The sequence below is a fragment of the Dyadobacter sp. CY351 genome (genome assembly GCF_021502625.1).
Classification (GTDB): Bacteria; Bacteroidota; Bacteroidia; order Cytophagales; family Spirosomataceae; genus Dyadobacter; species Dyadobacter chenhuakuii.
In genome coordinates this window covers 131,992-147,743 of the sequence record NZ_JAKFFU010000003.1, presented here as the reverse complement: position 1 = coordinate 147,743, position 15,752 = coordinate 131,992, and the positions used below count along the sequence as shown (strand labels likewise).

Below are 15,752 nucleotides of genomic sequence, written 5' to 3'. Positions count from 1 at the left end.
TTTTATGTTCCGGAAAATAATTCCCGTCATTCTCTTCGTTTTTGCGAGCAGTTTCGCTTTTTCACAGTCTGTCCTGGCCGATAAGAAGATCGCGCCTTTTCAGATAAAATTAACCAACGGGCAGCAGTATACTGCATCGCAGCTTGCCGCGGGCCCGGTGGTTTTGATCTACTTTTCACCTGATTGCGAACATTGCCAGGATTTTACGAAAGACATGCTTAAAAATTACAGCGTGTTTGCCAACAAGCAGGTTGTGATGGTCACTTTCCAGTCAATGGAAATGCTGAAACCTTTTGTGGCGCAGCATAAGCTGGGCACTTATCCTAACATTAAGGTTGGCACGGAGGGATATTCGTACACGGTTCAGCGCTATTACCAGATCAAGTCGTTCCCTTACATTGCTATCTATAACAAAGCAGGTAAACTTGTGCAGACATTTGAAGGTGAGCAGCCGCATCAGAACATCTTCAATGCATTAAAAAAAATCTGATTTCATTGCACTGACCGGGTAATCTTGCAGAATCGCCGTCTTTATTCAGGATAGCAGCACAACGTTGCAGGCGAAACACTTTCAGCATGAAACAAGATTACCTAAGATACTGGCCCGGTGCTTGTTACCGGGCCGCCATATTGCTTCTGCTCGCAGCTCCGGGCACATTTGCACAGCAGGCCAATGTGAACCTGGACTGGAATCCCCAAAAGAACACCCAGCAACTGAATCCGTACGGTGGAAATGTGATTTCGCCCGATGTTGCAGACGATCACACTATAACATTCCGGGTAAAAGCGCCTGATGCGCATAAGGTTGAACTGACAGGCGGCCCTATTCTTCTTGCACTGAAAGCAAAAGGCCCTGTGCCGTTCATAAAAGGCAGCGACAGCACCTGGACACTGAAAGTCGGGCCGATTAAGCCTGATATTTATGTTTACAGGTTACTTATCGATGGCGTTCCGGTTGCTGATCCGAACAATACATTCACAGGAACTTCTAACCAGCCCGGTTACAGCAATGTGATTGTTCACGACAACAAGCCCGCCTATTACGATGCCAAAAACGTCCCGCATGGCAACATTACGCGGCATATTTACCATTCCGATGTACTGAACGGCGAACGTGAAATGTATGTGTACACGCCGCCGGGATACGATTCCGGAAAGAAATATCCGGTGCTCTATCTCATGGGCGGCAGCGGCGAGCTGGCATCCGGCTGGATGTTGGACGGTCGTGCCAATTTCATCGCTGATAACCTGCTGGCGGAAGGCAAAATTGTGCCGATGATCATTGCCATGCCCAACAACCAGGTCCTTCACCGGAGCGACCCAAAGCACCTCGAAAAAACTTATGTGCTCTTTGAAGAAGAATTAAGGAAGCATATCGTTCCGTATGTGGATAAAGCATACAGCACCATAGCCGACCGGAAATCACGTGCAATCTCGGGCTTATCCATGGGTGGCCGTCACACGCAGGCAGTGGGTTTCAAGGCGTTGGACTTGTTCAGTTCATTTGGCATTATGAGCGCTGGCGACTTGGATCCGGAGAAGTTGAACCCGGCATTTTTCAGTGATACTAAAATAAAGGATAAGGTGGATTACTTGCTGGTTGGCCTGGGAAGTGGTGAGTTGGATTTTGTTGGAAAACGCTCGGAAGCAACGCATAAGGCGCTGGAAAAAGCAGGCATTCAGCACGACTATTACATTGGCGGCGACGGCGCACATGACTGGGGAACCTGGCGAATGCTGTTGAATGACAAATTGCTGCCCAATCTATGGCGCAAATCGTCACCTAAGACCAAATAAAAAGCATTCAGATATTTTACGAATATGTCAAATTTCAATATCGATTCGGTTAAGCAGCGGACCTTCGATGCCATTGTGGTGGGAACGGGGATTAGTGGTGGATGGGCTGCTAAGGAGCTTACGGAGAAAGGCTTAAAGACATTGATCCTCGATCGCGGGAAGGATGTAAAACACATTGTGGACTACCCTACTGCCAACATGCAGCCCTGGGAATTCGAGCACCGCGGTCAGCCTTCCCTGGCGATAAGGCAGGCAAATCCGATGGCCAGCAAACATTATATCTTTAAAGAAGACGCCATGCATTTCGTGGTGAAAGACGCGGAACATCCTTACGTGCAGGACAAACCCTTCGACTGGATGCGCGGATATCAGGTGGGCGGCAGGTCACTTTTGTGGGCGAGGCAAACGCAGCGCTGGTCTGACTTCGATTTCGAAGGACCGGCAAGGGACGGTTTCGGTGTTGACTGGCCGATCCGCTATGCGGACATTGCACCCTGGTATAGTTACGTTGAGAAGTTTGCAGGGATTTCCGGCAACAAAGATAATTTACCCCAACTGCCTGACGGTGAATTTCTTAAACCCCATGAAATGTCTTGTGTGGAAAAACATTTCAGCGATCAGACAGCCAAAAATTACAACAATACGCGTCCCATCATTATCGGTCGCGTGGCGCATATCAGCGATCCGCAGCCCATTCACACCGAGCAGGGCCGTGCCAAATGTCAGCACAGGACCATGTGCCAGCGCGGATGTCCGTTCGGCGGGTATTTCAGTTCGAATTCGTCCACATTGCCATGGGCTGAAAAGACGGGGAACCTTACATTGCAAACGCATTCCGTTGTGCATTCCATTATCTATGATGAAAAGAAGAAGCGGGCGACAGGCGTGCGTGTGGTGGATGCATTGACCAAAGAAATGACGGAATATTATGCCAAAATCATTTTCGTAAATGCATCAGCGATCAACTCGAACCTGATCCTGCTTAATTCTATTTCCAATCGTTTCCCTAATGGATTTGGCAATGACAATGGTCTGCTGGGAAAATTCATAGGTTTCCACAATTACAGAGGCCGCGTGAGCGCAGAATTTGACGGTTACCACGACCGGACAGTGGACGGACGTCGACCTAATGGTGCTTATATCCCGCGTTTCAGGAATGTTTTCAAACAGGAAACGGATTTCCTCCGCGGTTACGCAACCTCCTTTTCCGCTTCCAAAATGGGCGCTAAATCCAATGAACTGGGTGAATCTTTAAAAGAAAGCCTCTTCAAGCCGGACGACAGCGGATGGAGCCTGGGTGCGCAAATGATGGGAGAAACACTGCCTAAGGAGACAAATTTTGTAAGTCTTCACAAAACTTTAAAGGACGATTGGGGCATTCCGCAGCTTAGAATGCATGTCGAATTCGATGATAATGACATGAAAATGGTCAAAGATTTTTACAACGAGCTCAGCGAAATGCTTGAAAAATCTGGCTTTTCAAATATTAAGACTTCCGACACAAACCGCAATCCAGGCAGTGAAAACCACGAAATGGGTGGCGTAAGGATGGGTAATGATCCAAAAACTTCCATGCTTAATAAATGGAACCAGATGCACGCATGCCCTAATGTGATCGTCACCGACGGAGCGTGTATGACGTCCACATCCACACAAAATCCCTCACTGACTTATATGGCATTAACAGCAAGGGCGGTAGACCACGCGGTGAGTGAAATGAAAAAAGGGAACATTTGATACATTATATTTGCCCCTTGAACATAAAGTAGACGATGGCGGTACAAAAATTTTTTGATGGCACACGTGTCAAAATCAAGGGCAGTAAGGACATTTGGGTGATCATCAACCACGAGTCGATACAGAAGGGTGCTACGGTGAAAATAACCGGTAAAGTGAAGTGCAGAAATGAAAAAACGGGAGAAGTGAAGTTTTGCAACGAGAAGAATTGCGAGATTCCGTGATAGTCTCAGGCTGACTGTAAACGCTAACTATCAGTCGTTTACCTTTTCAAATTCATAATTGTTTTTGATATGATTATTTAAAAATGTCCCTTTGGATCCTGAGTTCTTCATAGCCTGGTACACTTCCAAAGGAACATTTTTATAATCATACACCATCCCCGAAACATACACAATCCGCAACGTTTCGGTATCTCCGTCGTATATCATTTTTGCGACAACAGAAGATGGCATGGCAAATCAATGTTAGTTTAAATCATCAAGCTTGTCTTTCAGATCTGCAACCGGTTTTGAAGAGATCCTGGATGACGTGAAAATCGTGTTGGCGCTGTCCGTATTTCCGTAAAAAGCATTGTTTGCCTTGGCATCCACAGACAGCGCTGCGCCATTGATCGTCACACCTGCGAACAATCCCTTGCTTCTCGAATAAGAATAGACTTCCGCTTCCAGCTTGTAATCCGTACTCGCCGAAGAACTTCTTCCCATAGGACCGGCAGCAACAGAAAGGTCGCCGCCTAATGTAAAGCTTCCCTTGCCGATCTCCGTTAATGTTTTGCTATTCTTGAAAATCAGAACAAGGTCAACAGCCTGAACGCCGATCTGCGCGCCTACACTGCCGCCTGTGATGGTGACAAATACCGGGTCACTCCATTCGCCTTTCGCATTTTTTACCATTGCAATGCCCTTACCATGCTTCCCGCCCACCATCAGGCCAGCATTGATCAGTTTCGGGACGATAATGATCCCTTTTGAAATGTCAAGCAATTGCGCCGGAATGCTTTCTTCCATGCTGCTGAAATCATCCAGCACGGTAACTGCCGCCCTGATCTTGTCCTCTTCCTTTCCCTGTGCCTGAACGCTTGAAATACTTCCTGACAGTGTGAAAACCAGGGCCAGAACGCTGAGCAATTTGAAATTTTTCGTAATCATATTTGTAATTAAATTGTGGACTATAAAACGGAGATGCCCGTCTGACGCGTATTGAACGAGCAACTTTCAACTATCGTGCCTGCAAGTGAAAAAAACACCGAAATTGGCCACCCTTCCCCATTTTTTAAACATAAACCGTCTCTTACGTATATATGTGAAACTAAATGATGGTGGTATGGTTTTGTTATAAATCAGAATCAACATTAATCCAAAAAAATCATGAATGCCGAAGCGATAAGCCTGAATGAGAAAGAAGTAAAACCTGTGGTAGACCTTCTGAACGATTACCTGGCCAATTACCACATTCACTATCAGAAATTGAGAGGGTGCCACTGGAATATCAAAGGCCAGAACTTCTTCACCCTTCACGTAAAATTCGAAGAACTTTATACCAACGCACAGCTGACCATCGACGAGATCGCCGAGCGCGTGCTCACATTAGGCAAGCCGCCACACAGCCGTTTTGCCGATTATATCAAGGAATCTTCGATCCAGGAGATCGACACCATCGGCATGTCTGACCTGGATATGGTTGAAGCATTGCTGGACGATATGGCAAAGCTGATCGAATTGGAGCGCTACCTGCTGATTGCCAGTGATGAAGCGGGCGACGACGGGACCAATGATATGGTGAATCGTTTCATGCAGTTCAAAGAAAAAAATACCTGGATGCTGCGCTCTTTCGCGGGCAAAAAGTAAGCAGGACCAGCTGTTTCAAGCGAATGTTACGAAACCATCCTCAATAAGGATGGTTTTTTTATGCCTTAATGACTTATTTGCATAAATTCTCTTTTGATTCCAGCCATGCGTAACATTCCCGTTTACAAGCTTGGAAGGCTGGGCATTATGGCCCCTTTCAAATTTGCCAAAAACCCTTTGCATTTCCTCCACCAGGGATTCGACGCCTGTGGCGATACATTTAAGATGAAGCTGTTCCGTGAATTTGTCGTGACCCGTGATCCGGGCTTTTTCAGGCACGTTTTGCAGCAGCATAACCGTAATTTCAAAAAGGGAAGTTCTTCAAAAATGTTACGTCCGGTGCTGGGGAACGGGCTGGTTACGAGTGATGGCGATTTTTGGTTAAGACAAAGAAGGCTTGTTCAACCCGCATTCCATCGCGAAAGATTGCAGGAGTTGTTCCTAGCTATGGGCGTTCTAACTGCTTCTTTTCTGGATGAAATGGAAGCTGTTCGCGGGAAAGATGCCGTAGACATTGATGCCAAAATGATGGGCATAACCTCCGATATCGCGCTCAAAACGCTTTTTGGAAACATGACCACGGAGGACAAAGCGCGGATTTACCAGCAGGTCAACCGGACGCAGAAATACCTGGTAACCAGGGTCCGCAAGCCATACCGCGTGCCCATTATGGCTATTAATGGTGAAAACCGCCGCTTTGAAACCGATCTGTCTTATTTCAATAAACTGGTTTTTGAATTCATACACCAACGGCGCATTTCGGGCGAAAGGCCGAATGACCTGCTCCAACTTTTATTGGACAGCATTGACGAAGAAACCGGCGAGCAGATGAATGATCAGCAGATCCGGGACGAGGCGATCACCATGTTTGCGGCCGGCCACGAAACGTCCGCAACGGGGTTAAGCTGGCTATTGCTCGAATTAGCAAAGCAACCTGAAATTGTGGCGAAGATCAGGGTCGAAAGTGTCATTTTTGATAATGTGCCCACTTTTAACCATCTCATGCAAATGCCTTATACCAGGCAGGTTGTGGAGGAAGGCCTGCGACTTTACCCGCCCGCCTGGACCATGACGCGTGAAGCAACGGTGGATCAGGAGATTGAAGGTTTTGATGTGAAATCCGGCACTTCCGTTTTCCTGTCGGTTTTCGAGCTCCACCGGAATCCGAACCTCTGGAAAGATCCGTTGACATTCGACCCTGACAACTTTAACGCCGACAATGTGAAGGACAGGCCGAAATTCAATTACCTGCCTTTCGGAGCGGGGCCGAGGATCTGTATCGGGCAGCAGTTTGCCATGATGGAAATGCAGCTGATCCTGGCTTCCTTGCTCAAACGATTTGATTTTGAAGCTGATCCATCCCACCCGGTCGGTATGCATCCGCAGATTGTTTTGAAGTCTACAAACGGAATCAAATTATTCGTAAGATAAAAAGCACCACCTTAATCCTTTATGTCTGAACAAATTATACTATACATTTCGCTGATTGTCATCATTTTGTTCCTTGTGATGCTGGCGCAGCGGATCAGAGTCTCCTACCCTATTGTCCTGGTGCTCGGCGGGCTGGCGATCAGCTTCATCCCCGGGTTACCGACCATTTCCATTGACCCGCAGCTGATCTTCCTTATATTTCTGCCGCCGCTGCTGTATGATGCCGCGTGGCAAACCTCCTGGAAAGATTTTTATAAATGGCGGCGTGTGATCGGTTCCTTCGCATTCATTGTCGTAATCCTAACTTCCTGCGTCATCGCTTATGTTTCCAATTCGATCATTCCGGGTTTTACATTGCCTCTGGGATTTTTGTTGGGCGGCATTATTTCGCCTCCGGATGCCGTCGCCGCGACGTCTATTTTAAAGGATGTGAAAGTCACCAAGCGTCTGGTGACGATTCTGGAAGGCGAAAGCTTGCTGAATGATGCATCGAGTTTGATCGTCTTCCGGTTTGCCGTTGCGGCGGTGGTTTCAGGAACATTCGTGTTACAGGAAGCGATTAGCAGCTTTTTCGTTGTGATCATTATGGGTGTTGTCGTCGGATTCACCATCGCATTGATCTTCTACGCTATTCACCGCTGGCTTCCCACCACCCCTAGCATTGATACGATTCTCACCTTTGTGGCACCTTATGCCATGTACATTGCCGCGGAAGAATTCCATTTTTCCGGCGTCATCGCGGTGGTAAGCGGCGGCCTGTTTCTTTCTTACCACAGCCACACCATTATGGGACATTTGAGCCGGATACAGGGTGTAAATGTTTGGTCAACAGTCGGTTTTGTATTGAATGGCATTGTCTTTATGCTTATCGGCCTCGAATTGCCTGTAATTGTAAAAGAAATGGGACCGGACGCATTGCCGGACGCTATCAAATACGGACTGATTATTTCGCTGGTGGTGATCCTGACTCGACTGGCATCTGCCATCGGTGCTTCGCTATTTACCGTTGTGGTCAGCCGGTACATTCGTACAGCCGATAGCAGACCGGGACTACGAGCGCCATTCATGTTCGGGTGGGCGGGCATGCGCGGTGTGGTTTCGCTGGCATCCGCATTGTCGATCCCGCTGCTGCTAACCAATGGTCAGCCGTTTCCGCAGCGCAATATGATCTTGTTCATTACATTTGTGGTGATTCTGGTAACGCTTGTTTTCCAGGGACTTACATTGCCATTAGTCATCAAATGGATGGATGTCGGCGAGCTGGACTACGAAATCAGCGCACAGGATCAGGACATCAAAATCAGGAGAAAGCTGGCGGAAGAATCGCTGCTGCTCATTAACGAGCGGCACGCGGATGAACTGCCGAAAAATGAGTTGTTACAAAGTTTAAAAACCAAGATTGAAAGTGACCTCGGCTTCCTCGAACACGTAAGTCATCCCGAAACCACAAACGAAGGCTACGATTATATTAAAGAATTTCAGCACATTACGAAAGAACTATTGGACCATAAGCGCGCTGTTCTGAACAAATTCAATAAGAAAGAAACCTTTGAAGAGGAAGTGATCCGTCAGCACCTTGCCCAGCTGGACCTGGAAGAAGAGAAAATCAGGCAACAGTTTCTGCATATGGAATAATTGAACGGCTGCTTATACAAGTCCGTGCCCATGCACCGGATAAACGGCCGAAACCATTTTCTTACTTTTCGATTCCCTGTCAAAATAATAATCCAGGCGCCCGAGGTTAATGCCCGCAAAGCCGACCTGATTAATGGTCGTTACCTTGCCGTCCAGGTTCATTACATCTTCGGGAAGTTTCATGAATGTATGCGTGTGTCCGCCAATGATGAGGTCAATGTTCCGGGTGGACTTGGCCAGGATCTGGTCGGAAACTTTGTTGTCCTTATATTTATAACCCAGGTGCGAAAGGCATATGACCAGGTCGCAATCCTTGTCGTTTTTCAGCAATGACGCCGTTTCATTGGCTTTGCTGATTGGATCCAGATATTCGGTGTCGCCGTAGTTTTTTTTATTTACCAAACCATTTAATTCAATCCCTAACCCGAAAACCCCGATTTTCAAACCTTGTTTTACAAATATTTTGTAAGGCTGCGTTTTGCCTTGGAGCTCTGTATTGTCAAAATTATAATTGCTGACCAGGATAGGGAATTTGGCATGCGGAAGTTGTTTTACAAAGCCAGCAACGCCATTATCGAAATCATGGTTTCCCATGGTGGCGGCATCATAACCCATATCGCTCATGATCTGCAATTCCAGCTCGCCTCCATACAAATTGAAATAAGGCGTGCCCTGAAAAATGTCGCCGGCATCGAGTAAAAGGACATTTCCCTGCTCCTGCCGGATCTTTTTCACCAAAGCAGCCCGGCGCGCAACGCCTCCTAACCCCTGGTTCCGCGAGCCGTCCATTGGAAATGGTTCTATGCGGCTATGCACATCGTTGGTATGCAAAATAGTAAGCCGCACCGCAACATCGCGGGCGAAAGATTCAAATGGATTTCCCAGCGCAAATAGAGCCGCTGTGCCTGCACTTTTTTTCAGGAAATCCCTGCGGCTATTCTTTGATAATGACAATTCTTCCATCGAGCTGAGCGGTTATTTTCTTCCCCTGACGGGTCAGGTCACTGATGTTATCCAAAAGCGCTTCACGCACTTTTTTGTTAATTTCCTTTCTTTCAATCGGGTGACGCAGACATTCCAGGTCATCGCCGCCGTCTGCCAGATAATCGTAGGTGAGCAGGTTATAGGTTTTCGTTTTATCAAAAGGCTCCCCGGCAATGGTCACGTCGTAAGCCACGCCATTCCTGATCTTCATCCGCATTCCTGAAATCGGCTCACCTTCCTTTTTTACAATAAAATCAATGACTTGCTGCACATTTTCGCCGGATAATTTTAAGGTAACCATCTCATTTTCAAAGGGCATCAGTTCAAATACATTTGAAACCGTAATGTCGCCTTCCGGAAAAGTGGTTCGTAATCCGCCCTTGGTAGATAATGTGAATTGAATGGTCGGATCTTTCTTTAATCCCTCGGTAAGCATGGCATCGGCAAAATAGTTACCCATAAGGGTTTCCGGATCAGACGGTTTGGTAAGCGCCTGAGCGGTTTGCCCGATGACCTTGCTCATTTCTGCCTGCATTTTAGCCTTATAAGGAAGATAATATTTTACAATGGAAGAGTCCTCAGCTGTCTGATTATCAACCGCGTATTGCTTGTATTCATTTTTGGTAACAGCTAAATGTTGCTGGCAGGACGAGAAGAAGGCAAAGGCAATGGTCCAGGCCAAGGATGTAATGTGTCGCGGAGACAGGGTCATAATGCTATTTGTTGCGTTTACAAAAATAGCGAGGAAATTATGAAAAGAGACTTCCCGGCGAACCAGAAAGTCTCTTAAATTTAGTTGGCCTTGTGAAATCTTACCAGCCGTCGTTCTGTCTCAAATTCGGATTCGCATCAATTTGCGATTGCGGGATCGGATACAATTCAAGTCTTGGCGAATACGGGATCAGCACATTATCCACGATCTGGTCTTCTGACATTGCCGCAATTTCCTGCTGCAATGTGCCCCACCTGCGAATGTCAAAAACGGTTGTCATTTCGCCAGTAAGCTCCAACCGGCGTTCGGTCCGGATAGCAGTGCGAAGAGCCGCAGCCGCCGTTGCTTTTGAAGGCGTAGCCTTAGCGCGGGCGCGAACACGGTTCAGTATCGGCAATGCCTGCGCCGTTTTGCCTGTTTCGACCAATGCTTCTGCATAGCACAGCAATACATCCGAAAAACGCAATTCGATCAGGTCAGCGCTGTATCCCTGTATTGCAGCGCCGGCAGGGCGGGCAACCCTTGCCAGCTTACCATAGGCTATACCATATTTGAAGTCGTCATGTGCCAGGGAAGCTTTGGTACGCTTGTTCACATAGTTACCGATCTCAGGATTATAGATAATGCTATCCCCCTCTTCCGCCCCTGCCCTGGCGCCGCCTTTGAAAACGTATCGGTCCACAAGGGTGAATGGCCTGCGCGTATCTGTTTTTTCAAACAATTTATAAAAATCATAAGTCAAACCGTAGTTCGTCTGCTCGTCACCATTAACCAGCCCTGAGGGGAAAAGATTGAAAGGAAGAATGTTCCCGTTTGGATTCGACGAATTAACAAAATAGCCGAAAGAAAGCACGATTTCCCGGTTGCGTTCATTGTCCAGCGAAAACACCTCAGCAAAATCGGGAATGAGTTCAAAATCAAACTTTTCCTCATTCGCCGGACCTACTATCTCGCTGAACTTGTCAACCGCCTTCTGGTAATTTTCCGTCTTGTTCAGCGGTTTACCCGCCATTGTCAGATACACTTTGCCTAACATGGCCTTAGCAGTTCCCGCAGACACGCGTCCCAGCTCGGCACCACCACGCGAATCGGGCAGGTTTGCCTCCGCAAAGGTCAAATCAGCTATAATAGCTTCATAGACAGCCACATCCGTTTCTCTTGGGGCAAAAATCAAATCTTCATCTGATAAAGAATTGATTTCTTTCAACAGCAACGGCACACCGCCAAACAGCCTTACCAGGTTAAAATAAGCGTAAGCCCTCAGGAACCGCGCCTCGGCAATGTACGGATCGGCTTCCTCTTCTTCTCCCGGCACAGCCCTGGCCGCATTGTCGATAACCGTATTCGCCCTGAAAATAATTTTATAAAACCGTGACCAAACCGCCTCGAAAGCACCGGAAGTGGAAACATGCCCGAACCGATAATAAGGGTCTGAGCCAGAGCCCAAAATGCCAGCAGTGGCATAGCGATGTCCCGATTCTGTGAGGATAAACCGGCTTGATATATCCGAAAAATCGGGCGCCGTCCAGGCCTGGTAAACCCCAATGGTTGCCTGATTGAGGCCGTCTTCGTCTTTAAATACAACCTCTTTGCTTAACGACGAATATGGAGATTCTTCCAGGTTGTCTTTGCAGGAAACAATGCCCAGCGCAAGGACAAGCATTGCCGTAATTTTAATATGGTATTTCATATTGATAATGCTTTGATCTGAATTAGAAATTGCAGGAAATGCCAATGGTGTAAGAACGTTGTGACGGATATGCGCCATAGTCAATGCCCTGTTGCAGCAGCGACTGCGCGTAGGAGCTCACCTCAGGATCAAAACCGGTATATTTTGTTGCCGTCCAGATATTGGTTCCAGTCACAAACAAGCGCGGATTTTGCACCGGCCCTAACCTTGGGAAAGTGTACGAAAGGCTAAGCATTTTTAATCTAATAAAACTGCCGTCTTCCAGCATAGTGGAGTTAATATCCCCCGAAGCAATCCCGCGTTGAATACCCGGATATTTCACATTATTATGCGGGTTTGATTCGGTATAGCGGTTGTTGTACCAATCCTCCGACTGATTAAATCCTACGCCGCCGTAATCGACCACACCATTATTAATGTAAAAATTGGTAAGATTCAGGACATCATTCCCAACAGAACCCGTAAAGAGTGCATTCACTGAGAAGCTGCGCCACGTCAGATCATTGCTCCAACCGAACGTAAAGTCGGGCGTTGATTTGCCCAACACGATCCGGTCATCGGCAGTGATAATGTTATCGCCGTTTATATCTTCGTAAATCCAGGCACCGTAAAGCGGTGTGCCTTTTGAGCCCGCAGGGCGCGGTCCTTCAAATGTCGGGAAAGTAGGATTTCCGTTGCTGTCGAAGGAAGAAGTCTGCGTCAGACCCGACACGCGGAATCCGAAAAAGCGCCCTACTTCCTTACCCGGCGTGAGTATACCCGAAACGCCTCCAAGCAAGTTTCCATTGATGCTCACATAATCAGGCTGTGTACGTTCTCCCAGGTCGACCAATGTGTTTATATTGCGCGAAAGATTCAAACGGGAAGAGAATGTTATATTTTTCTTCTGAATAATGTTTGCCTGAATGCTAAGCTCCACTCCGCGGTTACGCATTGTCCCGTAGTTATCAATAATGGTCCCCACACCCGATTGCGTAGGCACTTTCCTGGGTTGCAGCAGATCTGACGTTACTTTATTGTAATAATCAAAACTGAAAACCAATCTGTCGCGCGCTGCATTAAAGTCAGCTCCGATGTTAAACTGGCGCGTGCGTTCCCAGGTTAGGTTTGGATTGGCGATGGAGTTCGGATAAATGCCCGTATTGATCACGCTGCCGTCGCCGCCAGGTCCCATTTCATAAAATCCGCTGGTGTATTGGGATAATGAAGAATAAGGGCCGATGGCCTGGCTTCCCGTTTCACCGAAAGAAGCCCGAAGCTTTGTGTTGGACACAAATGTTACACTCTTCATAAACTCTTCCTGTTCCAGGTTCCACGCAAGCGCTACGGATGGAAACACGCCATATTTATTGTTGGCGGCAAAAGCCGAAGCACCGTCGATCCTTACGGAAGTATTTAACACATACTTTCCTTTGTAAGTATAATTGGCCCGAAGAAAGCCTGACTGTAATATCCGCTGCTCTTTAAAGGAACCGATGCCCTGCGATTGCGCACTTCCAATGTTGTCGACCCCGAAAAACGGAACATCAAAACCGGAATAGTTAGTGCTGACGAATTCAACAGTCTGGTCGTTATATTCCACACCCAATGTCGAATTCAGGTAATGATCTTTCTTGAATGTCTTTTCGTACTGAAAGTACGCATTGACATTATAACTATACGTATTGGATGTATTGTTGCTACCGCGACCTTTAACCTGGTTTCCATCGGCTGTGCTGGGCGGCAGAAATACATTTCTCCGGGTCAGATTCTGGTTACCACCGAGGCTGACTACAAGCTGCAAGCCATCTGCGAGCTTGAAATAATTCTCAATGTTAAGCACCGAATAATCGTTCTGCGTAACATCGTGCTTGGCCATTAGCTCATTTACAGGATTGGCAAAATAGTAGCCCTGATAGTTCGGGATTCCCAGGCTGTTGTTTCCCAGATAGTCCACCGCAAGCGTCGGAGCGGCACGGAGGCCGTCCATTAAACCACCCGAGTTGGGCCATGCGCGCGAGGCTGTCACGGCGCGGTTCGACTTCTGCCTGGTAAAAGCAACCTGGCCTTTTACATTGTACCAATCGTTGATCTCATTATTGAGGTTAACCCTCAAACTGGCCCTGTTGTTATTGGAATTAATGATCGTTCCTTTTTCTCTCAGATAGTTTCCGGATATGTAATAGGAAGATTTCGGGCTGCCGCCGGAAAGGCTTAGCGTAATGTCTTCACGGAAGCTGGGCTGCGTTACTGCCTCTACCCAATCGGTGTTTGTAAGGGCGCTATCCAGGTTTTCAAATGGTGCCTGGCGTCCGGAAATGATATAGCTTTCATTGATGGTTTCTGCATATTGCCGCGAATTCATCATTTTGATCGGATTAGCGATCGTCCCGAAAGAGGTTTTATTCACCAGTTCCACACGGCCTTCGCCACGTTTACCCGATTTTGTAGTGATCAAAACAACTCCGTTAGCACCTCTGGAACCGTAAATGGCCGTTGCCGATGCATCTTTCAGGATCTCCATGCTCTCAATGTCATTGGGGTTAATGCCGTACAATCCATTTTGAGAATAAGCGCCCGTAAAGTTTGCGCCCGCTTCGCGGTAAGGAGGCATAGGAAAGCCATCGATAACATATAATGGCTCGTTATTGCCGCTCAATGAGTTATTTCCCCGGATCCTCACCACAGTGGACGCTCCCGGTTCACCAGAGGATTCGACCACAGAAACGCCCGTGGTGCGACCTTGCAATGCCTGATCCACTGTATTCACGACAGCCGATTTATATTCCTGGGACGAAACCCTGGAAGTCGAACTCGCCAGATCGCGCTTGCTTTGGGCTCCATAGCCTACCACAACCACTTCATTCAGGGCTTTGGCTTCGGGAAGCAGCTGCACATTAAACTTCGCCTGGTTTCCTACCGGGACTTCTTTCGTTGCAAAACCGATAAAAGTGAAGACAAGAATGGCTCCCTTAGCAGGCACCTTCATCTCAAATGTCCCTTCCGGACTCGTTTCGGAAACGATTTCCGTTCCTTTAACGAGGACCCTGACACCGGGCAATCCAAGGCCTTTCTCATCAACAACCTTCCCTGAAACGGGCTTGGCATCTGCGCCTAACTGCGGCCCGGCCTGTGGATTAGCATTCAGGTTCAACGAATCCGGTTGAGTTGAGACTGGTTGTCCGGCGGCGGGTTGCGCGGTGGTTGGCTGCGCAGCTGCGGGTTGTTCCGGCTGCGTTGCCGATTGCTGTGCAGGAACATTGCCAACCGGCGTCTGCTGTTTCGTACTGTCGGGCTTTGCAGCTCCTGCGGCTGGCGTAGCTTGTGGTTGGGCCGCACCCGGCTGGGCCGCACCCGGCTGGGCCGCACCCGGCTGGGCCGCACCCGGCTGGGCCGCACCCGGCTGGGCCGCACCCGGTTGGGCCGCACTCGGCTGGGCCGCACTCGGCTGGGCCGCACCCGGCTGGGCAGTAGAATCCGGCTTCGCTGCTGGTTTTACCAGAGGGTCAAAATTCTGGGTTGGCTTTACGAGCGGGGCTGCGGAACTTGTATCAGTAGATGTTTTTGTCTTTGGGAGGGTATCTGTTGCGGGTTTAATCGGCGCTGCCGGTGTTGCTTGTGCTGGTGCCGCCGGAGTGGCAGCTGGCGATTGCGCCGGAATGGGTTGTGCTGCGGGCTTGGGCAGGGAATCTTTTTTAGCGGAATCGGGTGTTACCTGCTGCGCGTAGGTGCTTGTAACTGCGAGCAGGCAACACAACAGCAAGACCCGACCCCTCTGAAAAATGAGATTGCCCGTGCCAGGCTCTACCTCACCTAATCGTTGAGTTGTTTGCATATATTTATCGTTTGGCTAAGTGATAGGACTGAGTCCTGACATGAATACGTATAGTGCACGACAAAAATCATACCGCTATGTTTCCAGTGGTGATAACAGCGA

Annotated in this window: 13 protein-coding genes; 7 read left to right on the top strand and 6 right to left on the bottom strand. The window is 48.1% G+C overall.

Going from position 1 to position 15,752, the window contains the following annotated elements:
• The first annotated feature begins 4 nt into the window (after positions 1-4).
• The 4 genes from L0660_RS06280 (at position 5) to L0660_RS06265 (ending at position 3,758) form a co-directional block, all read left to right on the top strand.
• The gene (locus tag L0660_RS06280; protein ID WP_233798347.1) at positions 5-490 is read left to right on the top strand and encodes a redoxin domain-containing protein; all 486 of its coding nucleotides are present in this window, start codon (positions 5-7) and stop codon (positions 488-490) included.
• A gap of 86 nt (positions 491-576) precedes the next feature.
• Positions 577-1,797 (top strand): esterase, encoded by a 1,221-nt coding sequence (locus L0660_RS06275; protein ID WP_235158642.1) that lies wholly within the window; start codon positions 577-579, stop codon positions 1,795-1,797.
• 24 nt (positions 1,798-1,821) lie between these two features.
• Complete coding sequence (locus tag L0660_RS06270; protein WP_235158640.1) at positions 1,822-3,534, top strand: GMC oxidoreductase; 1,713 nt, start codon at positions 1,822-1,824, stop codon at positions 3,532-3,534.
• A gap of 35 nt (positions 3,535-3,569) precedes the next feature.
• Positions 3,570-3,758, top strand: coding sequence for a hypothetical protein (locus tag L0660_RS06265; protein WP_026632084.1), 189 nt, complete (start codon positions 3,570-3,572; stop codon positions 3,756-3,758).
• 30 nt (positions 3,759-3,788) lie between these two features.
• Here the strand turns inward: L0660_RS06265 and L0660_RS06260 are convergent, their stop codons facing one another.
• Together L0660_RS06260 and L0660_RS06255 are read right to left on the bottom strand one after the other, a co-directional pair.
• Positions 3,789-3,989 (bottom strand): KTSC domain-containing protein, encoded by a 201-nt coding sequence (locus L0660_RS06260; protein ID WP_233798344.1) that lies wholly within the window; start codon positions 3,987-3,989, stop codon positions 3,789-3,791.
• Positions 3,990-4,001: 12 nt separating this feature from the next.
• Positions 4,002-4,685 carry a lipid-binding SYLF domain-containing protein gene (locus L0660_RS06255; RefSeq protein WP_235158639.1) on the bottom strand — a complete coding sequence of 228 codons (684 nt, stop codon included), beginning with the start codon at positions 4,683-4,685 and terminating at the stop codon, positions 4,002-4,004.
• A 219-nt stretch (positions 4,686-4,904) separates the two neighbouring features.
• On the opposite strand from L0660_RS06255, the gene L0660_RS06250 reads away from it, so the two are divergent.
• The 3 genes from L0660_RS06250 (at position 4,905) to L0660_RS06240 (ending at position 8,450) form a co-directional block, all read left to right on the top strand.
• Positions 4,905-5,384, top strand: coding sequence for a Dps family protein (locus L0660_RS06250; RefSeq protein WP_026632087.1), 480 nt, complete (start codon positions 4,905-4,907; stop codon positions 5,382-5,384).
• Positions 5,385-5,489: 105 nt separating this feature from the next.
• A complete protein-coding gene (locus L0660_RS06245; RefSeq protein ID WP_235158638.1) occupies positions 5,490-6,815 on the top strand; it encodes a cytochrome P450 in 1,326 nt (441 codons plus the stop codon).
• A 21-nt stretch (positions 6,816-6,836) separates the two neighbouring features.
• Positions 6,837-8,450 carry a Na+/H+ antiporter gene (locus tag L0660_RS06240; protein WP_235158636.1) on the top strand — a complete coding sequence of 538 codons (1,614 nt, stop codon included), beginning with the start codon at positions 6,837-6,839 and terminating at the stop codon, positions 8,448-8,450.
• A gap of 12 nt (positions 8,451-8,462) precedes the next feature.
• Here the strand turns inward: L0660_RS06240 and L0660_RS06235 are convergent, their stop codons facing one another.
• From L0660_RS06235 to L0660_RS06220, 4 genes are all read right to left on the bottom strand, one after another.
• Complete coding sequence (locus L0660_RS06235) at positions 8,463-9,413, bottom strand: metallophosphoesterase (protein ID WP_235158635.1); 951 nt, start codon at positions 9,411-9,413, stop codon at positions 8,463-8,465.
• Positions 9,385-10,146 carry a 5'-nucleotidase C-terminal domain-containing protein gene (locus L0660_RS06230; RefSeq protein ID WP_235158634.1) on the bottom strand — a complete coding sequence of 254 codons (762 nt, stop codon included), beginning with the start codon at positions 10,144-10,146 and terminating at the stop codon, positions 9,385-9,387. The genes L0660_RS06235 and L0660_RS06230 overlap by 29 nt, the downstream gene beginning before the upstream one ends.
• Before the next feature lie 100 nt (positions 10,147-10,246).
• Positions 10,247-11,836: a RagB/SusD family nutrient uptake outer membrane protein gene (locus tag L0660_RS06225; RefSeq protein WP_235158633.1), complete on the bottom strand. Its 1,590-nt coding sequence runs from the start codon at positions 11,834-11,836 to the stop codon at positions 10,247-10,249.
• 22 nt (positions 11,837-11,858) lie between these two features.
• On the bottom strand, positions 11,859-15,650 hold the full coding sequence (locus L0660_RS06220; protein ID WP_235158631.1) for a TonB-dependent receptor: 3,792 nt from the start codon (positions 15,648-15,650) through the stop codon (positions 11,859-11,861).
• Between the last annotated feature and the right edge of the window lie 102 nt (positions 15,651-15,752).